Origin of the sequence: Streptomyces capitiformicae (assembly GCF_002214185.1) — a bacterium.
Classification (GTDB): Bacteria; Actinomycetota; Actinomycetes; order Streptomycetales; family Streptomycetaceae; genus Streptomyces; species Streptomyces capitiformicae.
This window is the reverse complement of the sequence record NZ_CP022161.1, coordinates 3,724,798-3,749,291: the sequence shown is the minus strand read 5'-3', so window position 1 is coordinate 3,749,291 and position 24,494 is coordinate 3,724,798. Positions and strand designations below refer to the sequence as shown.

Annotated in this window: 22 protein-coding genes and 1 pseudogene; 12 read left to right on the top strand and 11 right to left on the bottom strand. The window is 69.6% G+C overall.

Annotated features, from left to right (window positions below):
- Positions 1-40: 40 nt before the first annotated feature.
- On the bottom strand, positions 41-853 hold the full coding sequence (locus CES90_RS16675; RefSeq protein ID WP_189783373.1) for a DUF4253 domain-containing protein: 813 nt from the start codon (positions 851-853) through the stop codon (positions 41-43).
- A gap of 628 nt (positions 854-1,481) precedes the next feature.
- On the opposite strand from CES90_RS16675, the gene CES90_RS16670 reads away from it, so the two are divergent.
- Positions 1,482-2,210 (top strand): hypothetical protein, encoded by a 729-nt coding sequence (locus tag CES90_RS16670; RefSeq protein WP_189783372.1) that lies wholly within the window; start codon positions 1,482-1,484, stop codon positions 2,208-2,210.
- 24 nt (positions 2,211-2,234) lie between these two features.
- Positions 2,235-2,942 (top strand): hypothetical protein, encoded by a 708-nt coding sequence (locus CES90_RS16665; RefSeq protein WP_189783371.1) that lies wholly within the window; start codon positions 2,235-2,237, stop codon positions 2,940-2,942.
- A gap of 81 nt (positions 2,943-3,023) precedes the next feature.
- On the opposite strand, the gene argS is transcribed toward CES90_RS16665, so the two are convergent.
- Positions 3,024-4,799 (bottom strand): arginine--tRNA ligase, encoded by a 1,776-nt coding sequence (argS, locus tag CES90_RS16660; RefSeq protein ID WP_189783370.1) that lies wholly within the window; start codon positions 4,797-4,799, stop codon positions 3,024-3,026.
- Positions 4,800-5,153: 354 nt separating this feature from the next.
- On the opposite strand from argS, the gene lysS reads away from it, so the two are divergent.
- Positions 5,154-6,899, top strand: a complete 1,746-nt coding sequence (gene lysS, locus CES90_RS16655) for a lysine--tRNA ligase (protein WP_189783369.1) — start codon at positions 5,154-5,156, stop codon at positions 6,897-6,899.
- A gap of 73 nt (positions 6,900-6,972) precedes the next feature.
- Here the strand turns inward: lysS and CES90_RS16650 are convergent, their stop codons facing one another.
- From CES90_RS16650 to CES90_RS16640, 3 genes are all read right to left on the bottom strand, one after another.
- A complete protein-coding gene (locus CES90_RS16650) occupies positions 6,973-8,340 on the bottom strand; it encodes a DUF2637 domain-containing protein (protein WP_189783433.1) in 1,368 nt (455 codons plus the stop codon).
- 191 nt (positions 8,341-8,531) lie between these two features.
- Positions 8,532-9,509: a hypothetical protein gene (locus tag CES90_RS16645; RefSeq protein ID WP_189783368.1), complete on the bottom strand. Its 978-nt coding sequence runs from the start codon at positions 9,507-9,509 to the stop codon at positions 8,532-8,534.
- A 102-nt stretch (positions 9,510-9,611) separates the two neighbouring features.
- Positions 9,612-10,481: a DUF3558 domain-containing protein gene (locus CES90_RS16640; protein ID WP_189783367.1), complete on the bottom strand. Its 870-nt coding sequence runs from the start codon at positions 10,479-10,481 to the stop codon at positions 9,612-9,614.
- A 204-nt stretch (positions 10,482-10,685) separates the two neighbouring features.
- Here CES90_RS16640 and CES90_RS16635 point away from each other — a divergent pair, with 204 nt between their 5' ends.
- Positions 10,686-11,879, top strand: a complete 1,194-nt coding sequence (locus CES90_RS16635; protein WP_189783366.1) for an RtcB family protein — start codon at positions 10,686-10,688, stop codon at positions 11,877-11,879.
- A 140-nt stretch (positions 11,880-12,019) separates the two neighbouring features.
- Here CES90_RS16635 and CES90_RS16630 read toward each other — a convergent pair whose 3' ends face one another.
- Positions 12,020-12,454, bottom strand: coding sequence for an ester cyclase (locus CES90_RS16630; RefSeq protein WP_189783365.1), 435 nt, complete (start codon positions 12,452-12,454; stop codon positions 12,020-12,022).
- Positions 12,455-12,567: 113 nt separating this feature from the next.
- On the opposite strand from CES90_RS16630, the gene CES90_RS16625 reads away from it, so the two are divergent.
- Together CES90_RS16625 and CES90_RS16620 are read left to right on the top strand one after the other, a co-directional pair.
- Positions 12,568-13,344 carry an SDR family NAD(P)-dependent oxidoreductase gene (locus CES90_RS16625; protein ID WP_189783364.1) on the top strand — a complete coding sequence of 259 codons (777 nt, stop codon included), beginning with the start codon at positions 12,568-12,570 and terminating at the stop codon, positions 13,342-13,344.
- A complete protein-coding gene (locus CES90_RS16620; protein WP_189783363.1) occupies positions 13,344-13,511 on the top strand; it encodes a hypothetical protein in 168 nt (55 codons plus the stop codon). Before CES90_RS16625 ends, CES90_RS16620 begins: the two co-directional genes overlap by 1 nt.
- Here the strand turns inward: CES90_RS16620 and CES90_RS16615 are convergent.
- Positions 13,495-14,340, bottom strand: coding sequence for a helix-turn-helix domain-containing protein (locus CES90_RS16615; RefSeq protein WP_189783362.1), 846 nt, complete (start codon positions 14,338-14,340; stop codon positions 13,495-13,497). The two genes, CES90_RS16620 and CES90_RS16615, sit on opposite strands and share 17 nt — an antisense overlap.
- A gap of 82 nt (positions 14,341-14,422) precedes the next feature.
- Between CES90_RS16615 and CES90_RS16610 the strand changes: the two genes are divergently transcribed.
- Positions 14,423-15,508 carry an LLM class flavin-dependent oxidoreductase gene (locus CES90_RS16610; protein WP_189783432.1) on the top strand — a complete coding sequence of 362 codons (1,086 nt, stop codon included), beginning with the start codon at positions 14,423-14,425 and terminating at the stop codon, positions 15,506-15,508.
- Positions 15,509-15,629: 121 nt separating this feature from the next.
- Here the strand turns inward: CES90_RS16610 and CES90_RS16605 are convergent, their stop codons facing one another.
- Positions 15,630-16,841: a glycosyltransferase family 4 protein gene (locus CES90_RS16605; protein WP_373313348.1), complete on the bottom strand. Its 1,212-nt coding sequence runs from the start codon at positions 16,839-16,841 to the stop codon at positions 15,630-15,632.
- Between the two features lie 272 nt (positions 16,842-17,113).
- Here CES90_RS16605 and CES90_RS16600 point away from each other — a divergent pair, with 272 nt between their 5' ends.
- Both CES90_RS16600 and CES90_RS16595 read left to right on the top strand, forming a co-directional pair.
- Positions 17,114-17,857 (top strand): response regulator transcription factor, encoded by a 744-nt coding sequence (locus tag CES90_RS16600; protein ID WP_189783361.1) that lies wholly within the window; start codon positions 17,114-17,116, stop codon positions 17,855-17,857.
- A gap of 36 nt (positions 17,858-17,893) precedes the next feature.
- Positions 17,894-19,432 carry a HAMP domain-containing sensor histidine kinase gene (locus CES90_RS16595; protein WP_408646602.1) on the top strand — a complete coding sequence of 513 codons (1,539 nt, stop codon included), beginning with the start codon at positions 17,894-17,896 and terminating at the stop codon, positions 19,430-19,432.
- A gap of 20 nt (positions 19,433-19,452) precedes the next feature.
- On the opposite strand, the gene CES90_RS16590 is transcribed toward CES90_RS16595, so the two are convergent.
- Entirely contained in the window at positions 19,453-20,250 is a 798-nt protein-coding gene (locus tag CES90_RS16590; RefSeq protein ID WP_189783360.1) for a transglutaminase domain-containing protein, read from the bottom strand.
- A 403-nt stretch (positions 20,251-20,653) separates the two neighbouring features.
- Between CES90_RS16590 and CES90_RS16585 the strand changes: the two genes are divergently transcribed.
- Positions 20,654-21,121, top strand: coding sequence for an ATP-binding protein (locus CES90_RS16585; RefSeq protein WP_189783359.1), 468 nt, complete (start codon positions 20,654-20,656; stop codon positions 21,119-21,121).
- 8 nt (positions 21,122-21,129) lie between these two features.
- Here CES90_RS16585 and CES90_RS16580 read toward each other — a convergent pair whose 3' ends face one another.
- Positions 21,130-21,828: a MerR family transcriptional regulator gene (locus CES90_RS16580; protein WP_189783358.1), complete on the bottom strand. Its 699-nt coding sequence runs from the start codon at positions 21,826-21,828 to the stop codon at positions 21,130-21,132.
- Between the two features lie 251 nt (positions 21,829-22,079).
- Between CES90_RS16580 and CES90_RS16575 the strand changes: the two genes are divergently transcribed.
- Both CES90_RS16575 and CES90_RS49585 read left to right on the top strand, forming a co-directional pair.
- The gene (locus tag CES90_RS16575; RefSeq protein ID WP_189783429.1) at positions 22,080-23,018 is read left to right on the top strand and encodes a hypothetical protein; all 939 of its coding nucleotides are present in this window, start codon (positions 22,080-22,082) and stop codon (positions 23,016-23,018) included.
- Positions 23,015-23,488: an ABA4-like family protein gene (locus CES90_RS49585; protein ID WP_308437857.1), complete on the top strand. Its 474-nt coding sequence runs from the start codon at positions 23,015-23,017 to the stop codon at positions 23,486-23,488. Before CES90_RS16575 ends, CES90_RS49585 begins: the two co-directional genes overlap by 4 nt.
- Here CES90_RS49585 and CES90_RS16570 read toward each other — a convergent pair.
- Positions 23,468-24,334 (bottom strand): annotated as a pseudogene (locus tag CES90_RS16570) (helix-turn-helix transcriptional regulator); the annotation flags it as partial. The gene CES90_RS49585 and the pseudogene CES90_RS16570 sit on opposite strands and share 21 nt — an antisense overlap.
- Positions 24,335-24,494 lie beyond the last annotated feature (160 nt).

The window sequence follows — 24,494 nt, the reverse complement described above, 5'->3', positions numbered from 1 at the left end:
GGCAGGGCTTGGGTCGAGGCGTCGTCGGCCGGGGCCGGGCTCAGTCCCACCAGAAGGTCCACGTGTGTTCGCCCAGCAAGGTGTGGGCGTAGGTGCGCAGGGAGCCGTCCGCGGTGCCCTGGTGGATGTTGTCGGGGCAGAAGGCGAAGTGCTCGGCGGCCACCGCTTCGGCATCGGCCTCGGTGGTGGGCGGGGTCGCCACCGAGACGATCAGCTGGTCGAAGGTGAGGGCGACGACGCGTATGCCGAAGCGGTCCTCCCAGGAACGGAGTACGGCGCACAGGCGGGCCACGTCGTTCTCGTGGTTCATGGGCCCGCCCCAGCCGATGGCCGCCGGGATGTCGGCGCTGCGGCGCGCGGGGACCAGGGCGAGGCGCGGGTCCTTCAGGTGGGCAGGGGCGTCCAGGAGGGCGTCGGCGATCTCGGCGGCGAGGGTGTCCGGATCGGTGGCGAGGGCTTCCGACTCGGTGTCGGGGGCGATGGCGAGGCCGGGCCAGTCGTCGTCCTCGTCCGTGGCGTACTCGTCCCAGAACTCCGCCAGGACCTCCTCGGCGTCGTGATCCCCGGGGTAGGACGTCTCCCCGGGCATCAGCTCCCACTCCTCCGGGCCGCCCTGACCGCCGCCGACGTCCAGCAGCACCGGGAGGAGGCCGGCCGTGCGGCGTGCGGGCTGGACGGCGGTCCAGGCGCCGGGCGCGGCCGGCTCGTCGGCGCACCACAGCAGCGGCTCGTGCCAGGGGCCGTCGTCGGTCGCGTCGATCAGCCTCCCCGGTGGCAGCGGGAGTTCAAGCCCGAGCGCGCGGCCGCTCGGGTCGGCCGCCAGCTTGGGCAGCGGGTTGGGAAGTGTCGCCATGCCGGTGACTGTAAGGGGCGGCACTGACAACGAGGGTCGGACCGGTGGACGTCCAGTGGCCCATGGGGCACTGCCCGAAGAGACGATTTCCGCCAACCCGCCGAAAAACTAGCCTCGTTGCGCATCCCCGGTCCGCTTGGAAGGCGCCGTCACCATGCGCACGCTCGCCATCGCCACCCGCACCGCCGCCCTAGGGGGTGTTGCGAAAGTCCCGCCTGCCGCCCGACGCCTGGCACGCTCCCCCACTCTCGGCTTCTCCCCCACTCTCGGCTTCGCTCGAGCGGGAGGGGCCCCCATGAGCGGGAGGGGCCCCCACCGCCGCACCGGGCGAAAGCCCAAGTCCGTCCAGTCCATCTACGGGGCCTTCCGCGCGGCACGCCGAGAGCACGCTCCCCCACTCTCGGCTTCGCTCGAGCGGGGGGACCCCATGACGCCGCTCGGCCCGCCCTCCGGGCGGACGACGGGACTTTCGCAACACGCCCTAGGCCCCTTCTCATGGACGGGAGGGGCCCCCACCGCCGCACCGGGCGAAAGCCCAAGTACGTCCAGTCCATCTACGGGGCCTTCCGCGCGGCACGCCGAGAGCACGCTCCCCCACTCTCGGCTTCGCTCGAGCGGGGGGACCCCCATGACGCCGCTCCTTCTCCCATGGAGATCCATCAGGAGGGGCCTGGCCGCAGGCGTCGGCGCCCTCCTCCTCACCGGCGTCGCCGCCCAGGGCACCGCCGTGGCCGCGCCGCAGGGCAAGCCGGCCAAGCTCACGGTCAAGGACTACCGGGCCTGGCTGAAGACCAAGGACGCCAAGACCCTCAAGGCGTTCGACGAACTGCCCAGGACCAAGCAGCAGAAGCTCGTCGGCTATCTGCAGAACCGGGCCGTCACCAAGGAGTTCAACGCCAAGGTCACCGGCGCCCTCGCCAAGGGCGGCCACAGCGAGGTCGCGTACAACAAGGACGTCCGCTTCATCGGAGACGTCAAGACCTCCGACAGCGACCATTCGCACGGCGTGCACACCATCACGGTGAACTTCACCGCCACCGAGCGGATCTACGACATCCCGGTCCTCACCCAGAAGACCACGCTCTCCTACGTGTACGAGTCCTTCCGCCCCCAGCCCCGGATCACCGGCAAGCCGAAGCTCAAGCGCTCGATCACCAACCTCAACGCCGCCTTCGCCATCGAGGCGTCGAAGGGCGCCGTCACCGTCAAGAACAAGAAGACCGTCGTCGCGAACCTCACCTGGTACGCCACGCCGAAGTACAAGAGCGCCGGCAGCGGCGCCCTCACCAAGCGGCAGACCACCACCAGTTCCCACGGCGCCACCGACAAGTTCACCGCCGTACTCACCAAGAGCTGACCAGCCAGGAAAGGCACCTTCACCATGCGTACTCTCGCCACCGCCACCCGCGCGGGCGTCCTCGGCGTCGCCGCCGGCGCCCTCCTCTTCACCGGTGTAGCCGCCCAGGGCACCGCCGTCGCCGCGCCGCAGGGCAAGCCGGCCAAGCTCACCGTCGCCAAGTACCGCGACTGGCTGAAGAACAACGACGAAGCCGCCGCCTCCATCAAGCTGCTCAAGGCGTTCGACAAGCTGCCCAAGGCCAAGCAGCAGAAGTTCGTCACCTACCTGCAGGACCGGAAGGTCCAGAAGGCGTTCGACGTCAGGAACGGCGGCTATGTGACCCGGGGCGGCACCAGCCAGACCATCCACAACAAGGACGTCCGCTTCGTCGCCAACGTCAAGGCCGTGAACAAGACCGACAAGGCCGGGCGGCACATCACCCTGACCTTCACCGCGACCGAGCGCATCTACGACCTGCCGGTCATCACCAAGAAGACCGTTCTGTCCTACACGGTCAAGGGCGGCGTCAAGTCGCCGAAGCTCAAGAGCTCCGTCACCAACCTCAACGGCGCCTTCGCCATCACACCGGCGAAGAAGGACAGCCTCAAGACCAACGGCGGCAACATCTGGGCCACCACCACCTGGAAGGCCACCCCGCTCTACAAGTCCGCCGGCGCCGGTTCGCTCGTCAAGGAGCAGCGGACGGTTGTCGTGAACGTGAAGTACACGGCCAACCTCGTCAACAAGTAATCCACAACCCTTGATCCACCGGCCTGTTGGGGCGCCACGGGGGGGCGTTCCAACAGGCCGGCGCGTTACTGCTCCTGGCTGCTACAGCTTCTCGGGCGTCCGGATCCCCAGCAGCGCCATACCCCGGTGCAGGGTGCGGGCCGTCAGATCGACCAGGAACAGGCGGTTCTCCATCTGGGCGGGGGTGTCCGCCTTCAGGACCGGGCACTGGTCGTAGAACGTCGTGAGGAGGGTCGCCAGCTTGAAGAGGTACGCGGCCAGCTTGTGCGGCTCGTACGCCTCCGCGACCTCGGCGAGGGTCTCGCCGAACTGGTCCAGGTGCAGGCCCAGCGCGCGCTCCGCCGGGGCCAGTTCGAGCTCCGGATGCGCGACCGGGGCCGCGGCCTCGCCCGCCTTGCGGAGGATCGACTGGATACGGGCGTACGCGTACTGGAGGTAGACGGACGTGTCGCCGTTCAGCGAGACCATCTGGTCCAGGTCGAACTTGTAGTCCCGGACGGCGGACGTCGACAGGTCGGCGTACTTGACGGCACCGATGCCCACGTAACGGCCGTTCTCGACGATCTCCTCCTCCGTCAGGCCCACCTTCTCGGCCTTCTCCCGGACCACCGTCGTGGCACGGTCGATCGCCTCGTCCAGCAGGTCCACCAGGCGGACCGTCTCGCCCTCACGGGTCTTGAACGGCTTGCCGTCCTTGCCGAGCACCGTGCCGAAGGCGAGCTGCTGCGCCTTGACGTCGTCGTTCAGCCAGCCGGCGCGGCGGGCCGTCTCGAAGACCATCTTGAAGTGCAGGGACTGCCGGGCGTCGACCACGTACAGGAGCGTGTTCGACTTCAGGTTGAAGACACGGTCGCGGATCGCGGAGAGGTCCGTCGCCGCGTAGCCGTAGCCGCCGTCGGACTTCTGCACGATCAGCGGGACCGGGTTGCCGTCCGGGCCCTTGATGTCGTCGAAGAACACGCACAGGGCGCCCTCGGAGCGGACCGCGACGCCCGACTCCTCCAGCAGGCGGCAGGTCTCGGCCAGCATGTCGTTGTAACCCGACTCGCCGACGATGTCCGGGTCCCGGATCTCCATGTCCAGCTTCTCGAAGACGGAGAAGAAGTAGATCTTCGACTCGTCCACGAACTTCTGCCACGCGGCGAGGGTCGCCGGGTCGCCCGCCTGGAGGTCCACCACCCTGCGGCGCGCCCTCGTCTTGAACTCCTCGTCCGCGTCGAACAGCCTCCGGGCCGCCTTGTAGAGGCGGTCGAGGTTCGACATCGCCTCCTCGCCGGACGCCTGGAGGTCGTCGCTCTTCTGGTGGTCCAGCTCGTGCGGGTGCTCGTCCAGGTACTGGATCAGCATGCCGAACTGGGTGCCCCAGTCGCCGATGTGGTGCCTGCGGACCACGTTCTCGCCGGTGAACTCCAGGATCTGGACGACCGCGTCGCCGATCACCGCGGAGCGGAGGTGGCCGACGTGCATCTCCTTCGCCACGTTCGGCTGGGCGTAGTCGATGACCGTCGTGCCGGGGTGCTCCGCGAGGGCCACGCCGAGGCGGTCGGGGTCCGCGTAGCGCTCCGCGAGGTTCCGGGTGATCGCCTTGTCGGTGAGTGTGATGTTGAGGAAGCCGGGGCCCGAGACCTCGATCTCCCTCAGCAGGTCGCCCGACTCGACCTTCGCCAGGACCTGGGCGGCCAGCTCCCTGGGGTTGGCCTTCGCCTTCTTCGCCAGCGCGAGGATTCCGTTGGCCTGGTAATCCGCCCTGTCGCTGCGTCGCAGCAGCGGGTCGACGACGGCCTCCGGCAGAGTGGCCGAGAGGGCGACGGCGAGGCGCTGATTGACGGAGGCGGTGAGGGATGTGACCGGGGCCATGGGGTGGGAGCCGTTCTCCTTGGGGTACGGGCGGATGCGGCCAGTATCCCACGGGGGGTAAAGGGCTTTTTGGGGTCGCCTCATGGGGAGGGGGGTTCGGTTCGAGGGTGGCTGCGGGCCCGGTGGGGGCTGTTCGCGCAGTTCCCCGCGCCCCTTCAGGGGCCCGGTGGGAACTGCGCGAGCAACCACAACCCACCCGCACTCGCCGACGAACCGCACCCCCGAGTTAATGGGCGCCCGGTTCGACCCACGGAGTGAAAGGCTGGGACAATGAGGCCGTCGGCCGGGGACCGTACCGGCCGATCTTGGAAACACTCAGAAAAACACTCAGAAGAACACTCAGAAAAAGAGGACGTGCCGATCGTGGCTCAGAGCACCGAGACCACCGACTGGGTCTCCCGTTTCGCGGATGAGGTCATCGAGGAGTCGGAGCGTCGGGCCCCGGGCAAACCGGTTGTCGTCGCGTCCGGGCTCTCCCCGTCCGGGCCCATCCACCTGGGCAATCTCCGCGAGGTCATGACGCCCCACCTCGTCGCCGACGAGATCCGGCGGCGCGGCCACGAGGTCCGGCACCTCATCTCCTGGGACGACTACGACCGGTACCGCAAGGTCCCGAACGGCGTCGACGGCATCGACGCCTCCTGGGCCGAGCACATCGGCAAGCCGCTCACCTCCGTGCCCGCCCCTCAGGGCTCCGCCCACCCCAACTGGTCCGAGCACTTCAAGGCTGCCATGACCGACGCGCTCGCCGAGCTGGGCGTGGAGTTCGACGGGATCAGCCAGACCGCGCAGTACACCTCCGGCGTGTACCGCGAGCAGATCCTGCACGCCATGAAGCACCGCGGCGACATCGACGCGATCCTCGACCAGTACCGGACCAAGAAGGCCCCGGCTCCAGCGAAGAAGCAGCAGAAGCCCGTTGACGAGGCCGAGCTGGAGGCCGCCGAGGGGTCCGGTGCCGCCGCCGAGGACGACGGCAGCAGCGGCTCCGCCGGCTACTTCCCGTACAAGCCCTACTGCGGGCGGTGCGAGAAGGACCTCACCACCGTCACCGCCTACGACGACGACACCACCGAGCTGACCTACACCTGCACCGCCTGCGGCTTCGCCGAGACCGTCGCGCTGAACGAGTTCAACCGCGGCAAGCTGGTCTGGAAGGTCGACTGGCCGATGCGATGGGCGTACGAGGGCGTCGTGTTCGAGCCGAGCGGGGTGGATCACTCGTCCCCCGGTTCGTCGTTCCAGGTCGGCGGGCAGATCGTCGGGATCTTCGGGGGCAAGCAGCCCATCGGGCCCATGTACGCCTTCGTCGGTATCACCGGCATGGCCAAGATGTCGTCGTCGAAGGGCGGGGTCCCGACCCCCGGCGACGCACTGAAGATCATGGAGCCCCAGCTGCTGCGCTGGCTCTACGCCCGTCGCCGCCCCAACCAGTCGTTCAAGATCGCCTTCGACCAGGAGATCCAGCGGCTCTACGACGAGTGGGACAAGCTCGACGGGAAGGTCGCCGACGGCTCCGCGCTGCCGGCCGACATCGCCGCGCATTCGCGGGCCGTACGGACCGCCGCCGGTGAGCTGCCGAAGACGCCCCGGCCGCTGCCGTACCGGACCCTCGCGTCCGTCGCCGACATCACCGCCGGCGCCGAGGACCAGACCCTGCGCATCCTCAGCGAACTCGACCCCACCGACCCGCTGCCCTCGCTCGACGACGTACGGCCGCGGCTCGACAAGGCCGAGGCCTGGATCAACACGCACGTGCCCGCCGACCAGCGGACCATCGTGCGCACCGAACCCGACCTCGACCTGCTGAAGTCCCTCGACGAGCAGGCACAGGGCTCGCTGCGGCTGCTGTTGGAGGGGCTCTCGTCGAACTGGTCCCTCGACGGGCTCACCCACCTCGTCTACGGCGTGCCCAAGGTCCAGGCCGGGTTCTCCGCCGACGCCACGCCCAAGGAGCTGCCGCCGGAGATCAAGACCGCCCAGCGGTCGTTCTTCGCGCTGCTCTACCACCTGCTCGTCGGGCGTGACACCGGGCCGCGACTGCCCACGCTGCTGCTCGCGGTGGGCCAGGAGCGGGTGCGGGCTCTGCTCGGGGAGTAACGCCGCGTAGTGCGGAGTACGAGGAGGGGGCGCCCGGTGATCACCGGGCGCCCCCTCCTCGTGCACGGGCGGGTTACGCGATGTGGTCCTCTTCCAGTTCCGCCGTGTGGCGGTTGGTGAAGCGGTTCACCATGCGCTTCGACTCCTCCGCGGGGAGGGTGACGCCGAACTCGGCCTGCACGTTGTCGATGAGCTCGCGCGGGGTGGGGTAGCTGCCGTTTATCGACTGCTTGAAGACCTGGTAGTACGACTCCTCGTCCGGCGCAGGGGGTTCCGGGGTGCCGCCGCCCTCGCCCAGCTCACGGGTGCGGCCCGGACCCGCGGGGATGGGGAAGCTGCCGGTCTCCTCCGGAGAGGGTTCGCCGTCCTGGGGCTCGGGCTCCTCGAACTGTTGCTGCTGGTACCGGGGGTCCCGAGGGTCCGGCGCGAACTGCTCGTACTGCTGGGACTGCTCGTACTGCTGGGACTGCTCGTACTGCTCCGGGAACTGCTCCTCGTACCACTGCTCGTACTGCTCTTCCGGCTCGTACGAGGGGTCGTAGCCGCCCTGGTAGGGGACCTCCTGGGGGTGGCGGGCGTGCAGCCAGGGGCTTTCGTCGGCCGGGGGTTCCTTGCGGGCCTGCTCCTCGTACTGGACGGGGTCAGGATGCTGCGGAGTGGGGGTGCTCTCCAGTTGGGGGCGCTGCTCGCTGGGAGGTGCCGCTGCGCCCACCCGTGCCGCCCCAGCGGCACGACTGCCCGCAGCTATCTCGACGGGCGCCGGAGGCAGTAGCGCCGGCTCTATCCCCGCCGCCGCCAAGCCCTCCGCGGCCGTGTCCGCCAAGGGGACGCCGTAGCGGGCCAGGCGGAGGGGCATCAGGGACTCGACCGGGGCCTTTCGCCTCCAGGCTCGGCCGTAGCGGGAGCGGAGGCGGGCCTGGTAGACGAGACGTTCCTGCTCGAGCTTGATGACCTGGTCGTAGGAGCGGAGCTCCCACAGCTTCATACGGCGCCAGAGGAGGAACGTGGGGAGAGGGGAGAGCAACCAGCGGGTGAGGCGGACGCCCTCCATGTGCTTGTCGGCGGTGATGTCCGCGATGCGGCCGATCGCATGGCGGGCGGCCTCGACCGACACCACGAACAGGACCGGGATCACCGCGTGCATACCCACACCCAGCGGGTCCGGCCACGCCGCCGCGCCGTTGAACGCGATCGTCGCCAGCGTCAGCAGCCACGCCGTCTGACGCAGCAGCGGGAAGGGGATGCGGATCCACGTCAGGAGCAGGTCCAGCGCGAGGAGGACGCAGATACCGGCGTCGATACCGATCGGGAAGACGTACGAGAAGTTCCCGAAGCCCTTCTGAAGGGCCAGCTCCCGCACGGCCGCGTACGAACCCGCGAAGCCGATCCCGGCGATGATGACGGCGCCGAACACGACCACGCCGATGAGAACGCGGTGCATTCGAGTCAGCTGCATTGGCGCGGCCACCCGTACTCCCCTCCTCTTGCGTGTTGTTGCGCGCAACAGGGTGGCACATGTGTGCGGCGGACTGGTTGTCGGTAGGGGGCGAGCCCGGCTCCGACAGGGGGCCGGGCTCCGGAAAAAGCCCTGGTGGGACTACGACTTATCAGTCAATCATTACGAGTTGGGCACTACCGCGAGGTCTTGCGGCTGCCACCGGACGAAGAGCCTCCGGTCGTCGAGCTGCCCGAGCCCGAGGAGTCGGAGTCGGAACTCACATCCGAACCGGAACCGCCCGAGGACGACGAACCCGTGGTCGCACCCTTCGACGGAGTCTTCGTGGCACCGGACGACGGAGACTTCGAGGCGCTGTCGCCCTCGTTCGCCTCCTCCACCGCCTCCACGACCTCCTTGGCGGCGGACTTCGCGGACTTCAGCAACGCGGCCGCGTCCGGGGTCTTCTCACCCGCCAGGCCCGCCCCGTTGTAGTCGAGCGTGATGACGACGTTCTCCGTACGCACCACGATCGTCTGCTGCTTGAAGGTGCCCTCGCCCTTCTTCTCCAGGTTGTAGCGCACCGCCGTCGCCTCGTCGCCCGTGCCCGTCACCGGCTCCGACTTGGCGCCCTTCGCGCCGTCCACGGCCTGCGCCGCCGTCACCTTCGACTCGAACGCCGAGTGCGCCCTGTCCTCACCGGGGCCGTTCGTCGCGTCCGACTCCAGCAGATGCAGCGACACGCTCAACCAGCGGTACTGGGAGCCGTCCACACCGTTGTTGTCGAGGCTGGTCCAACGGCAGTCGCCGGTCACGTTCGCCTCGGCGGTGTTGATCGCCTTCCCGGACTTCGCACCCTCCGGGACCAGCGACTTCAACGTCTTCTCCGAGAACACCTCACACGCGTTCGGCAGCACCGCGTACGCCGCCTCGACGACCTCCGGCGTGGACGTGTCGTTCAGAGCCGACTCGACCACCTCGGACGGTACGTCGTCGCCGGAGGCCTTGTCGGAGTCCGAGCCCGAGGAGCAGCCGACCGCCAACAGCATCATCGGGGCGACGGCGGCACCCACGAGGACCCGCGCGCGGGGGGCACGCACGGAACGCTCGATTCGCTCGATTCGCGACTGATGCTCATCTGACTCTGCGGCTCGCTGCATGGTTCCTTCACTCATGACGTCCAAACGGGTCCGAGGGGCCACGGTACGCGGTGAGGAAGAAGTACGGTCCTGATTCAGGGGGTTCGGCCGGACGCCCGGACCACCCCCGCCGGCCGCTCAGTCGTCGAACGACTCCGCCAGCCACTCGGCCAGTTTCCGTGCCCTGTCCTGCATTTCCTCACTGTCCGGCACATCTGTCGTGGTCGCCGGCTGCTCCTCGTACTCCACCGTCACGATCACATTCGACGTGCGGAACACCACAGTCACCGTCCGCTGCCGACTCGTCCCGAGCGCGTCGTCCAGGAACGCCTCGTCACCGAGACCATCGAGCGTACGAGGCTGGAGGGAGGCCGGAGTCGTGGAGGCGGTCGGGTTCGCAGTGGCGGGCGAGCCGGAGGAACCGGAAGAACCGGAAGAACCGGAGGAATTCGGGGAGGTGGACGCGGACCCCGAGGCCGCGCTGTCCGACGGCGAGGCGGTGGAGTCATCGTCCGAGTCATCGTCCGAGTCATCGGCCGACTCGCTGGGCGACGGCGCCGGCTCCGGGAGATCCGCCGCCTCCACCCTGCCGCCGTACACCTCCTGCGCCTTGCTGTCGTCGCTGACCGTGCGGTCGTACGACACCACACGCTCGAAATCGACGAACAGATAGTCCGTCGCCGTCGCTGACTCCACCTTCCAGCGACAGCCCGCCTTCCGGTCCGTGTCGTACGTCTGCGTCGCCTCGCCCTCGTACGCCTGCTGCCGCTGCTCCTCGTCCGTGAGTTGCTTGATGCCGGGGAGGAAGGAGGCGAGGGTGCCGTGGTCGACGGAACCGCAGGGCTCGGGGAGCGTGTCGTAGCGGCCGGGCTCGGCGGTGGGCGCCGTCGCGGCGGCGTCGCCCGGGAGCGGGTCGTCCGCCGAACCGCTGTCCTCCGACCCGGTGCACGCGGTGAGCACTGCCGCGAGGAGCATGGCGACGCCCGGTACGTACGCCTTCCGATGCACGGTGAGGCTCCTCTCGACGGTCCCCTGGGGACACCTGCGCTGCGCTGTCCTGTGCTTATTCACTTGCCGCCCGGGGGCGACCCCCGGGCACCATGTGTATCGCACGCACTGCCGTGAACGCCGGTCCGGCATCCCTTTCGTCGACCTTGGCGCCGGTTTTGCCTTCTCATGCTTTTGCTTTCTTTCGGGGGATTTGAGGACGAGATGTCGTACGTCGAGATACCGGGCGCGAAGGTACCCATCCGCATGTGGACCGACCCGGCGTCGGTCGAGGACGGGGCGCTCCAGCAACTGCGGAACGTCGCGACCCTGCCGTGGATCAAGGGCCTGGCGGTGATGCCGGACGTCCACTACGGCAAGGGCGCGACGGTTGGGTCCGTCATCGCGATGCAGGGTGCCGTGTGTCCGGCGGCGGTGGGGGTGGACATCGGCTGCGGGATGTCGGCGGTGAAGACGTCCCTGACGGCGAATGATCTGCCGGGAGATCTGTCGAGGCTGCGGTCGAAGATCGAGCAGGCGATTCCGGTGGGGCGGGGGATGCATGGCGATCCGGTGGATCCCGGGCAGCTGCACGGGTTCGGGACCGCGGGGTGGGACGACTTCTGGGGGAGGTTTGACGGGGTTGCCGATGCGGTGAAATTCCGGGAGGAGCGGGCGCTTAAGCAGATGGGGACGCTAGGCGCCGGCAACCATCTAGTTGAATGTTGTATAGATTCGGAGGGTGCGGTCTGGCTCATGTTGCACTCCGGGTCTCGGAACATCGGCAAGGAACTCGCCGAGTACCACATCGGTGTAGCGCAGAGACTTCCGCACAATCAGGGCTTGGTCGACCGCGATCTTGCTGTCTTTGTCTCGGACACGCCTCAGATGGCGGCTTACCGAAACGACCTGTACTGGGCACAGGAGTACGCCAAGTACAACCGTGCGATCATGATGGCGCTCCTGAAGGGCGTGATTCGCAAGGAGTTCAAAAAGGCGAAGCCGACCTTCGAGCAGGAGATCTCCTGCCACCACAATTACGTCGCAGAGGAGCGGTACGAGGGCATGGATCTGCTAGTCACCCGGAAGGGTGCGATCCGTGCGGGCTCCGGCGACTACGGAATCATTCCGGGCTCGATGGGCACTAGCTCGTACATCGTGAAGGGGCTCGGGAATGAGAAGGCCTTCAACTCGGCTTCGCACGGGGCGGGTCGGCGCATGAGCCGCAACGCGGCAAAGCGCCGGTTCACCGTGCGGGACCTGGAGGCGCAGACCCGGGGCGTCGAGTGTCGTAAGGACGCAGGGGTCCTGGACGAGATTCCGGCCGCCTACAAGGACATCGATCAGGTGATGGCTCAGCAGAGTGATCTGGTCGAGGTCGTGGCGAAGCTGAAGCAGTTCATCTGCGTGAAGGGATGACGCAGGAGGCCCCCGGTGGGACCGGGAGCCTCCTCATGCGGTCACTGATCGCTTGGCATGGGGATCTGACGGGGGCGCTCATTTGCCTCGCGGGCATGGTGGTGATCATGTATGCGCCGCGAGGCAGTTGACAGGGTTGGTCAGGACGGCTCTTCCGGCAGTAGCCCCAGCTGGCCCAGGAACTCCATCTCGTCGAAGTAGAGCCGGTATTCGACGATCCGGCCGTCCTTGACGGTGGCGAAGTCCACGCCGCGGATCTTGATGTCCTTGCCGGTGGCGGGGATGGTCTCGCCGGAGGGCAGTTGGATGGGGCCGGTGTTCTTGCCGCTGAAGAACCCCTCGTCGATGGCCGTGTCGCCGACCTCGTAGGCGTGTACCGTCTCGAACGTCCCTTCGGGGATGGCGTCCGTCATCTGGCGCCAGTACGCGACGATGTTGTCGCGACCGTGGAGCTCGCCGCCGTCGGGGGTGATGGCGACCGCGTCCTCGGCGTACAGCGCGCCCAGGGCCTTGAGGTCCGGGTGTGTGGTGACCGCGTCCGTGAGCCGGTCCATGACCTCACGTGCCTGTCCCATGAGCCACCTCCTCAACCAGGGGATCACTCATCTCAGTGTCTCACCGCCCACCTATCCTGGCCGGGCGAGACATTGTCCGACGCTTGACCCGTCCGTATGTTCAGGAGCTGCTCATGGCCGCCGCCGTACCGTCCGCCGCCTCCCGCATCGCCGTCGTCACCGGTGCGAGCAGTGGGATCGGTGCCGCCACGGCCCGGCAGCTGGCCGCGGCGGGGTACCGGGTCGTGCTGACGGCGCGCCGCAAGGACCGGATCGAGGCGCTGGCGGAGGAGATCAACAAGGCCGGTGGGCAGGCCGCCGCGTACGCCCTGGATGTGACCGATCGTGCGGCTGTGGACGAGTTCGCGACTGCCTTCAGGACGATCGGGGTGCTGGTCAACAACGCGGGTGGCGCGCTCGGCGCCGACCCCGTCGCCACCGGTGACCCCGCCGACTGGCGGCAGATGTACGAGACCAACGTCATCGGCACCCTCAACGTCACCCAGGCCCTGCTGCCGGCGCTGACCGCGAGCGGTGACGGCACGGTGGTGGTGGTGTCGTCGACGGCCGGGCACCGGACGTACGAGGGCGGCGCGGGCTATGTCGCCGCCAAGCACGGGGCGCATGTCCTCGCCGAGACGCTGCGGCTGGAGATCGTCGGTACGCCGGTCCGGGTCATCGAGATCGCGCCCGGCATGGTGAAGACGGACGAGTTCGCCCTGACCCGCTTCGGCGGTGACGCGGCGAAGGCGGCGAGCGTCTACGAGGGCGTCGCGGAGCCCCTGACCGCCGACGACGTCGCCGACACGATCACCTGGGCGGTCACCCGGCCCAGCCACGTCAACGTCGACCTCCTGGTCCTGCGCCCCCGCGCCCAGGCCTCCAACACCAAGGTCCATCGGGAGCTGTGATGCCGGCAGAGGACGAGAGCCCCACCCCGACCCCGACTCCGGAACAGCGCCGGCTGGTGGAGGAGACGAAGAACGAGCGGTACATGTGGTGGTACCTCGGCTACTTCCTCTTCGGTATCCACATCGTGGCGTTCGTGATGATCTACGCGGTCACGCACGCGAAGTAGAAGCAGGCGTCAGGGCCTGTGCGTACGTCGTCGGTGGGACGCCTACCGTCGCCGTGAAGTCTCTTACGAGGTGGGCCTGGTCGGCGTAGCCGAGGTCGGCGGCGAGGGCCGCCCAGTCGACCTCGGGGTCGGTTTCGGCGCGTTCGAGGGCCTCGTGGATGCGGTAGCGGAGGATGATCCACTTGGGGCCGACTCCGACGTACGCGGCGAAGAGGCGTTGCAGGAGTCGTACGGAGATGCCCTCGGCGCGGGCGAAGTCGGTGACGCGGCGGATGGTGCGGTCGGTGTGGATGCGGTCCACGAGAGTCATGGCGAGGTCGGCCTGGGGGTCCGGCCTGGGGCGGTGGTGCAGGAGGAAGGCGTCGAGGGCGGCGATACGGGCCTCCTCGTCGTCGGGGGTGAGGACGGTGGCCGGGTCCGTGGCGGCGTAGACCTCGGGCTGTCGTATGCGGCGGCCGGTCCAGTCGGTCACCGGGCGGTCGGGGGCGAAGGGGCGGAAGCCGCCGGGCCGGAACTTGATGCCGCAGACCCGGCCACGGCCCTCCAGTTTCTGGGCGAAGAGGTCCAGCTGGACGCCGGCGACCTCGGCGAAGGGCCTCTCGCCGGTGAAGTGCTGGAAGACGATGTTGACCGCCGGGTGCGGGACCACGTGGGAGACGTACGGCTCGGGGAGGTCCCAGTCGATCAGCCAGTACTGCTCGACGTAGGGCCGCAGGGGTTCCGCGGGGGCGTGGCGGCGGAAGTCCACGTGTGCGAGGAGGTCGGCGGCGTCGACGATGCCTTGTGTGTCCTGACGGACGCCTCGGGTGTCACGGCGTGGGGTGGCCATGCGGCGAGAGTAGAGGGCGCCACTGACAGCCGCGGGGAGGTATCGTTGAATCGTAAACAAGTTTCGGAGGGTGGCAGCGATGATGCAGTTCGGGATCTTCAGCGTCGGTGATGTGACGCCTGACCCCACCACGGGCCGGACGCCGACCGAGCGCGAGCGCATCAAGGCGATGGTCGAGATCGCCCTGAAGGCGGAGGAGGTCGGGCTCGACGTCTTCGCCACCGGGGAGCACCACAACCCGCCGTTCGTGCCGTCGTCGCCGACCACCATGCTGGGCTGGATCGCCGCGCGCACCGAGCGGCTCATCCTCTCCACCGCGACCACCCTCATCACCACCAACGACCCGGTGAAGATCGCCGAGGACTTCGCGATGCTCCAGCATCTGGCGGATGGCCGGGTGGATCTGATGTTGGGGCGCGGCAACACCGCACCGGTCTATCCGTGGTTCGGGCAGGACATCCGGCAGGGCATCAACCTCGCCATCGAGAACTACGCCCTGCTGCACCGGTTGTGGCGCGAGGACGTCGTCGACTGGGCTGGGAAGTTCCGTACGCCGCTCCAGGGGTTCACGTCGACTCCGCGGCCGATGGACGGGGTGCCGCCCTTCGTCTGGCACGGGTCCATTCGCTCGCCGGAGATCGCCGAGCAGGCCGCGTTCTACGGGGACGGGTTCTTCCACAACAACATCTTCTGGCCGGCCGATCACACCAAGCGGATGGTCGAGCTGTACCGGCAGCGGTACGCGCACCACGGGCACGGGGCGCCCGAGCAGGCGATCGTGGGGCTGGGCGGGCATGTGTTCATGCGTCGCAACTCCCAGGACGCGGTTCGGGAGTTCCGGCCTTACTTCGATGTCGCGCCGGTGTACGGGAACGGGCCTTCGCTGGAGGACTTCGCCGAGCAGACGCCGTTGACCGTGGGGTCGCCGCAGCAGGTGATCGAGAAGACGTTGGCGTTTCGGGAGTATGCCGGGGACTACCAGCGGCAGTTGTTCCTTGTCGATCACGCGGGGTTGCCATTGAAGACGGTGCTTGAGCAGATCGACATGTTGGGGGAGGAGGTTGTTCCTGTGCTGCGGGAGGAGTTTGCGAAGGGCCGTCCGGCGGCTGTGCGGGATGCGCCCAGCCATGGTTCTTTGGTGGCCTCTGGTTCGGTGGGCCTCGGCTGAGATTCGCCGTTGGGGGCGTGGTTGCTGGCAGGGTGCGGGTTGGTTGTGGTTGCTCGCGCCCACGCGGCGGAGCCGCAGATCGACACAGCCCCGCGCCCCTGAAAACGCTGCAGCCAGCCCCCTAAAAACGCCCCAGCCAGCCCTTTGCCCTCGCGTACTGGCGGTCCCAAGTTCGGGTCAGACGGGTGGTGTTGAGGTCCGTGAAGAGGGTCTCGTACCTTGCCACGATCGGGGCCGGGTCGTAGCGGTGGGCGCTCTTCAGGGCCGCCTGGCTCATGGCGTGGCGTAGGTCCGGGTCGGTGATGAGGTCCAGGAGGGCGTCGGCCAGGGCGTGGGGGTCGTTCACGGGGACCAGGCGGCCGTCGGTGCCGTCGGTGATGATCTCGGCGGGGCCCAGGGGGCAGTCGGTGCTGATGACGGGGACGCCGCAGCGCATGGCCTCGACGAGGGTCATACCGAAGGACTCGGCGTCGGAGGCGCTGACAACGATGGAGGCGCGGGCGAACTCGGTCTCGATGGGGGTGTGCGGGCCCATCAGATGGGCGCGGCCGGTGAGGCCCAGGTCGTGGATGAGGGACTCCAGGCGGTCCTTCTGTTTGCCGCCGCCGTAGATGCGCAGTTGCCAGTCGGGTTCCTTCGCGGCGACCGTCGTGAACGCCTCCAGGAGGAGGTCGAAGCGTTTGCCCCGGATGAGGCGGCCGGCGGCGGCGATGACGGGGGCCGTGCCGTCCGACGGGGCGACGGCGGGCTCCGGGACGATGTTGGGGACCGACATCACCCGTACGCCCGGCAGGTTCATCCGCGCGCGGTACACCTCGGCGTCGGCCGCCGTGGTCGTGACGACCGCGTCCAGGGTGCGGTAGTGGTGGGCGAGGACCTTGTGGAGCTGCTTGCTGTGGGCGTCGTGGCGCAGGTGCTCCTGGGCGATGCGCAGGGCGCGGCGGGGGGCGAAGCGGGAGACGTAGACGTTGATGCCGGGGCGGGTGCCGATGACCACGTCCGCGCCGCAGGCGGCCAGGTAGGCGCGGACCCGGAGGTCGGTGAGGCGGCTGTACTGGTGGTGGCGCTTGTCGGCGGCGGGGAAGTCCGTGGCGGGCTGCATCTGGGCCGGATCACGCAGGTCGGGGCTGTGCGGGCGGATGTCCACGAGCGGGACGAGGGCGACCCTGGAGTCGACGGTGAAGCGGGGGGCGTCCAGGTGGCGGGCCATCGAGGCGATCTCCACGTCGTGGTGGTCCGCGAGCGCCGACGCCAGGTTCAGTGTCGTACGGACGGTGCCGCCGATGGCGTACGCGTTGTGCAGCAGGAACACGATCTTCATGCGGCGGCTCATGCGCTACCTTCCCAGCGGTTCAGGTGTGCGTGTGGGTGTGCGTGTGGGTGTGCGTGTAGGTGTATCGGCGTATTGCACTTCTTCGGACACTTTGTACTCCATTCGCTCCCTCCGCTCGTCCGGTTCGGGTCCCCTGGTGGACGGCCATGACACGGACACCGTGGTCCGGCGCCGTAAGTCGGTCGCTTGTTCGGGGTGAGAGGCCGGTAAGAAGGGGGGCCCGGGGCCCCCGGCATGGTGGTGGGCGTCCATGACGTTGGCAGACTGGTGGGGTGCCCCAGAACGTGCTGCTCGCCGAGGACGACCGCGCCATCCGCCATGCGCTGGAACGCGCGCTGACCCTGGAGGGTTACGAGGTCACGGCGGTCGCCGACGGCGTCGAGGCGCTCGCCCAGGCGCACCGCGGGCAGCCGGACGTGCTGGTGCTCGATGTGATGATGCCCGGCATCGACGGCCTCCAGGTCTGCCGGGTGCTGCGCGCGGAGGGCGACCGGACGCCGATCCTGATGCTCACCGCGCTCGTGGAGACCGCCGACCGGATCGCCGGGCTCGACGCCGGGGCGGACGACTACGTCGTCAAGCCGTTCGACGTGGAGGAGGTCTTCGCACGGCTGCGCGCGCTGCTGCGCCGGACGGGGAACACCGGGGACGCCCCCGTCGCCGCGACGTCCGTACCGCCGGGACCGACCGCGAACGGGACCGCGCAGGACGCCGCCGGGCTGGTCACGGCCGCCGGGGTGCGGATGGACGTACAGGCGCGGCGGGCCTGGCGGGGGGCGCGTGAGCTGGAGCTGACCCGGACCGAGTTCGACCTGCTCGAACTGCTCGTCCGCAACGCCGGGATCGTCCTCGACCACGCCACCATCTACGACCGTATCTGGGGCTACGACTTCGGCCCCGGCTCGAAGAACCTCGCCGTCTACGTCGGCTATCTGCGGCGCAAGCTCGACGAGCCCGGGGCCCCCGCGCTGATCCACACCGTGCGCGGTGTGGGGTACGCGCTCCGGGAAGACTGAGACTGAGACTGAGATTGAGACCGAGGGCGATGCCGAGTGCGGGGAGCACGGGGAGGGCTGGGAGTACGAGGTCTGCTGGCGCCGCTCCGTCGGCTGCGACCGTCGTCCTCGCTGCGGGCGACCTTCACGGTGTCGTTCGTGGCCGTGGCGTGCGTCGTCACCGTGCTCGTCGGGATCCTCAGCTACAGCGCGGCCGCGCGGCTGGTGCGGGTGGATCAGCAGACCGTGTTCGCCGAGGTCGTCCGTGATCTGCGGGAGCTGGTGGAGCTGGATCCGCTGACGCCGGAGGACTTCACGCCGAGCGGGAGCGGCGGTCCGCGCGACGACCTGATCCGGTCCGGCCGTACGGATGTCCAGGTGCTCGGCCCGGCGGGGCAGATCCTCGACGAGGGCGCCCCCGGCCTGCCCGTACGCCCCGCCGACCGCCGTACGGCCGGTGCGGCCCGCGCCGGGGTGATGGTCGAGCACGGTGAGGTCGAGGTCGGCGACGACCGCTACCGGGTCGCGACCGTCGCGCTCGGCGGCGGCCGGGGAGCCGTCCAGGTCGCCCAGGAGTTCAGCGACACGGAGGATCTGCTGAGGGACTTGCAGCAGCGGACCCTGCTGTTCGTATCCGGTGTCGTCCTCTCGGCCGGGTTGTTCGGGTGGTGGCTGGCCCGGCGGCAGACCCGGCGGCTCGTGCAGTTGGCGAGCGCCGCGGAGGATGTGGCCCGGACCGGGCACCTGGGCATCCAGGTGCCGGTCGCCGGACGGGACGAGGTGGGGCGCCTCGGCCGCTCCTTCGACCGGATGCTCGTACGGCTCGCGCAGTCCGAGGAGGACCAGCGGCGGCTGGTGCAGGACGCGGGGCACGAGCTGAGGACGCCGCTCACGTCCTTGCGTACGAACATCTCGCTGCTGCGGCGCATCGACGAGTTGCCGGCCGGCGTCCGGGAGGAACTGGTCGACGACCTCGCCCAGGAGGCCCGCGAACTGACCGACCTCGTCAACGAGTTGGTCGATCTCGCGGCCGGACAGTCCGGCACCGAGCCCGTGCAGCGCGTCCAACTGGCCGATGTGGCGGAGGACGTCGCGGCCACCGCGCGCCGGCGCACCGGGCGGGAGGTCGTCGTACGGGCGGAGGGCGGCACCACCGTCGAGGGCCGCGCCGGGGCGTTGCAGCGGGCCGTGTCCAACCTGGTCGAGAACGCGGCCAAGTTCGACCGCGGGGGATCGGGAGCGATCGAGGTCGTGGTCGCGCGGGGTGGAGTGGGGGGCCCGTTCCCGGGTGACCATGCCGACCAGGCTGAATCGGGCGAACTACGACAACTGGGCGGACTGGCCGGACGGGACGACGCCGGCGACGCGGAGGTCGTCCGGGTCGAGGTCCTCGACCGGGGCCCTGGAGTCGCCGGCTGCGACCTTGAACGCATCTTCGACCGCTTCTACCGCGCCCCCGACGCGCGCAGCCTGCCGGGCTCCGGGCTCGGCCTGTCCATCGTGCGCGCGGTCGCGGCGGCGCACGGCGGGGCGCCGTTCGCGTTCCGCCGGGAGGGCGGGGGGCTGGTGATCGGGTTCACCGTGCGTGGGGTGTAGCGGGTAGAGGGGTGGAGGTTTCAGCGGCTCGGGCCGCTCGCTGCCCGTGCTCCCGCGCTCCAGCGGCCCAGTATCGGTTCGCCCAGGGTGCGGGCCGTCCAGCACAGGGTCTGGCCGTGGCGGGTGAACAGGTCGTCGCGGTCGTCGAAGTGGCCGAGGTCGGCGAGTACTTGGGCGGAGAGGTCGCAGGGAGGGCCGTCGGCGGCGCAGGTGGGGGCGGCGCAGGTGGGGGCGGTGTCGGTGCCGGTGTCGCCGTCCCAGCGGATGCCGGTGCGGGCGACCGCGTCGAAGAGGGTCTCGCCGCCCTTGTTGGCGTAGGGGCGGTCGGTGGTGGGGGCGGTGAAGAGTTCGCCGATGGGGATCCACGCGCCGTTGATCCGGAACTCCGGCCAGGCCAGCGGGACCTCCTCCGGCACGAACGGCTTGAGGCGCGGGAAGCGCGGATACCAGAACGCCCCGTCGACGAGCAGCCCGCGTACGCGCGTCCGTAGGCGGACGGCCCGGGCGACCGCCTCCAGCGCCGCCATCCGCTGACTGCACGAGCCACGCCCGAGCCGCAGGGTGCGAGAGACGCGCCGGCGGTCCTCGACCGAGTACACCGGGCGTACGTCACGCGCGATGATCCGGTGCGCGGCCCGCAGCGCGTCGAGCGGGGTCGCCTCGCTCTCGACCCGCTGGGCGAGGGTCCTGATCCGGGGGTCGTCGTGGTCCAGGATGGCCGTCGCGCGCGTGGACCCGCGTACCTCCTCGGCGGGCCGTGCCCGCACGCCGAGCCGTTTGGCGCGCGCGTCGTACGTCATGAGCAACCGACTGGTCATGTCCGTCCCGTTCCTGTCCCCGTAAGGGCCCCGCCCGTCCCCGACCGTCCTCGGTGAGCCCCGCGACCCATCATCACATGGGCGTTTCGGGTGGGGGGTGGCGTGGGGTGGCGCGCGGTGATGGGCGGCCGCGGGGGGCTATGGGTGGCTGTGGGGCGCTTTCGTAGTACTTCCACCGACCCCATTGCGGCAGTGCAAATATGCCGACTACGGTCATTCCTGCGCTCACGGAGAGTGCTCAACTGACTACTCATACGCGACTCGTCCATAACTTCGTCCGCAACTCACCCCCTGCGTACCGCCAGTTGAAAGCGCACCCCGGGCCCGTCGACACCCGAGGAGGAGCCACCGACGCGGTAGGGACCCAGGCAATCCCTTCTCGTCGCAATGGAGTTGATCATCCATGCCCGAAACCGTCCGGAACATTCCAGCCCCCGCCCCCTGGCTCTCCCCCACGGCGACGACGTACACCCTCTTCTGCCCGCCCCTCGACACCTCCCCGCAGATCGCCCGCGACTTCGTCGCCACCGTGCTGCGTGCGCTCGGCCTCGACGCCCTCGTGGACGCGGCCGCCCTGTGCACATCGGAACTGGTCACGAACGCGTGTGTGCACGCCAAAGGGGGAGGATCGGTTCTCTGGCTGGCGGTGGAGTCGTGGCGGGTCAGAGTGATCGTCTACGACGGTGACGAGAACCCGCCGGTCATGCGGGAGTTGACCCCCGACGGGTGGGAGGAGGGCGGCCGTGGCCTGTACCTCGTGGACGCCCTCACCGGGGGCCACTGGGGAACGGCCTCCGCCCTCCCGCACAACGGCGGCCTGGTCCATCCCGACGGCAAGGCGGTGTGGTTCGACCTGGCGGCACCCGAGTAGGGGTCGGGTCAGCTTGTCGTCCGTCCCGGCGTCGTCCGTGCCGGCGTCGTCCGTGCCGGCGTCGTCCGTGCCGGCGGGCCGTCCTCGCCGTACAGCTTCGCCGAGGCGTCCACGTGGGCCAGTCGGCGGAGGGCGCTGAACACCGCCTCGCCCAGTACGGTCCCGATGACCACGCTCTCCACGATCTCCTCGACCTCCGCGCGCCGGTCCACGTAGGCGAGGTCGACGCGGGCCACCTGTTCGGCGGCCTCGGCGTAGTCGTCGAGCACCTCGACGAAAGCCCCGTGGCCCAACCGGGCCATCGCGGCGAGGGCCTTCGTCAGGTCCGCCGCCGCGGGGCTGCACTCGTCCGTGCGCCAGCCGCGCCGGGCGATGAGGTCGGTGACGGCGGTTCTGGCGGCCGCCGACTCGGTGTCGTCGCGTTCGGCGTCCGCGTCGGAGAGATGGTCCGCGGCGGTGCCGAGCACTTGGTGCAGGGGGCGCGTCGGGTCGTCGACGGCCGTCAGTACGTCCGCGATCTCGGCCACCTTCATGCCGCCCACGTCGAGCAAGGCGCGGATGAGTTGCAGGCGCCGCTCGTGCGTCTCGCCGTAGGCCGCCTGGTTGGGGCTGGTCAGCTCGCCCGCGGGCAGCAGCCCTTCACGGACGTAGTACTTGATCGTCGGCACCGGCACCCCGGTTCTCCGGCTCAACTCTCCGATGCGCAATGCCCGTTCACTCCCTGATTTCGCCGTGCTCTTGCCGTGCCTGTGCCGTGCCCACCGCCCGGCCCTTGCCGAGTGCGCTTCCCATCATAGATAGTGGGACTATCAGATAGCGGCGAGTGCCGCTATCCATAAGGGGGATGTGTATGCGGATCATGTCTTCAACATCGGCTCCGTGGCGGTCGTGGCGGTCGTGGCGGTCGTGGCAGTGGTGGCAGTCGTGGCATCGGCCGCTCGTGCTGTTCTCGGCGGTGATGGTGGTGACCGCGCTCGTGTCCCTGGTGGGGCTCGTCGTCGACGACCGGGTCCTGGCGGGCGCGCCGATCTGGGCCAAGCCGTTCAAGTTCTCGGTGTCGTTCGTGGCGTACTGCCCCTCGCTGGCCTGGATGCTCTCGCTCCTCCCGCGCGGCCGGCGCGTGGGCTGGTGGGCGGGGACCGTCGTCGCGGTGGCGAGCCTCGGCGAGATGGTGATCATCATCGGCCAGGCGATACGGGGGAAGCGCAGCCACTTCAACTACGCGACGCCCTTCGACACGGCGCTGTTCAACACGATGGCCGTCACGGTCGTCATCCTGTGGCTCGGCACGCTCGTCGTCGCCGTACTGCTGCTCCGCGCCCGCATCGCCGACCGCGCGTCCGCCTGGGCCATGCGCTCCGGCATCGTCCTGGCGCTGTCCGGGGCCGCCGTCGGATTCCTGATGACGCAGCCCAAGCCCGGGCAGCGGCGCGGCACCTCCGACGTGGTCGGCGGGCACAGCGTGGGCGTGCCGGACGGGGGTCCCTCGATGCCGCTGACCGGCTGGTCGACGACCGGCGGCGATCTGCGGATCCCGCACTTCGTCGGCATGCACGCGCTGCAACTCCTGCCGCTGGTGGTCATGGTGCTGGCCGCCCTCGCACCGCGGTTCGCCCGCCTCGCCGACGATCGGGTGCGGCTGCGTCTCGTACTGCTCGCGTCGGGCGTGTACGCCGCGGCCTTCGCGCTGGTCCTCTGGCAGGCGCTGCGGGGACAGCCGCTGATCCATCCGGACGGTGTGACCCTGGGGGCGGCCGGCGCGATCGTCGGGATCGCCGTTCTCGGTACGTACGGGGTGCTGCGGGTGCCGACTCCCGTGCGGGGCAAGGCGACTGACGGCCGGGTCGACGCATCGGGCGCCGGTTTCGCCGGTGCCTCGAAGGAGGTCAGACTGTGACCGGGTTCCTCTTCGAGCTCTCCTTCTGGCTGGCGGCGCCCGTCTGGCTGCTCATGATCTTCGCCCCGGGATGGGGCCCGACCGACCGCATCGCGGGGTCACCGCTGACCGTGCTGCCCGTGCTGGTCACGTACCTCGCGCTGGCGATCCCGGTGTTCCCCGACCTGTGGACCGCGGTCAGCAGCCCGGACATCGACACGTTCCGCGAACTGACGGCACTCGCGGACGGGGCCGGGGCCATCTGGGCGCAGGTCATCGCCTGGGACCTCCTCATCGGGCAGTGGATGTACCGGGAGGCGAGGCGGCTGGGGATCTCAGCCCTGCTGATGGGCCCCCTGCTGGTCTTCACGGTCCTGCTGTCGCCGCTCGGGCTGTTGGTATTCCTCGGGCTGCGGGCGGTGGTGACGGGCCGTCGGGCTGCTGCCGCCAGTAGCCGCAGTGCCGCCAGTAGCGGCAGAGCTGCCCAGTAGTCGCAGTGCCGCCTCGGACGGCGAACCCGGCTCCGCCGTGTACGCGATGAGGCGCTGCCCGGAGGGGCCCGGGATGTCGAGGGTCTCGAAGGTCAGGTGCATCCGGCCGACGAGGGGGTGGTGCAGGTGCTTGGTGCCGGAGGTGCAGGTGCGGACCGGATGGCGGGACCAGAGGGAGGCGAACTCGGGGGAGTTCATGGAGAGTTGGCCGACCAGTTCGGCGAGGGCACGGTCGTCGGGACGGCGCCCGGCGACGAGGCGCAGCGAGGCCACCGCGAGGCCCGCCTCCCCGGTCCAGTCGGGGAACAGCGCGCGGTAGGCCTCGTCCAAGAAGAGCATCCGGGTCAGGTTGGGGCGCGTGGCGGGGGTGTCCGGGGCCTCCGGTGCCAGATGGGCGGCGAGGAGGGCGTGGCCGAGGCGGTTCCAGGCCAGGACGTCGTTGCGGCGGTCCAGGGCGAGGGACGGTACGTCGGTCATGGCGGCCAGCAGCCGGCGGGTGGCGGGACTCGCGTGCGCCACGCGGGGTGACGGCGGCGCAGGCGTGGGGCGGGCCAGGGTCTTCAGGTGGGCGACCTCGTCCGCGGTGAGGCGCAGTGTGCGGGCGATCGACTCCAGGACGCTGTCCGAGGGGCTCAGGGCACGGCCCTGTTCCAGGCGGGTGTAGTGGGTGATGCTCACTCCCGCGAGCATCGCCAACTCCTCGCGCCGCAGGCCGGTCACCCGGCGGCGGGCCGGGTGCGGGGCGATCCCGACGTCCTCGGGGCGCAGCGCGGCTCGGCGGGACCTGAGGAAGTCCCCGAGCTCGGACGGGGCGTTCACCATGCCGTCCATGATGCACAGGGCCATGGACGGGCGGGTGCCGTGAGGGTGGTGCTGTGATGACCACCCTCGCGCCGGGTGTGCGGGACAGGGTTCTGGCTGGGGTTCTCGGGGCGGGCGAGCCTCTTTCTCCGTAGCGGAACGCGAGTGCGAGCACGCGAGTGCGAGTAAGCGAGTGCGAGTAAGC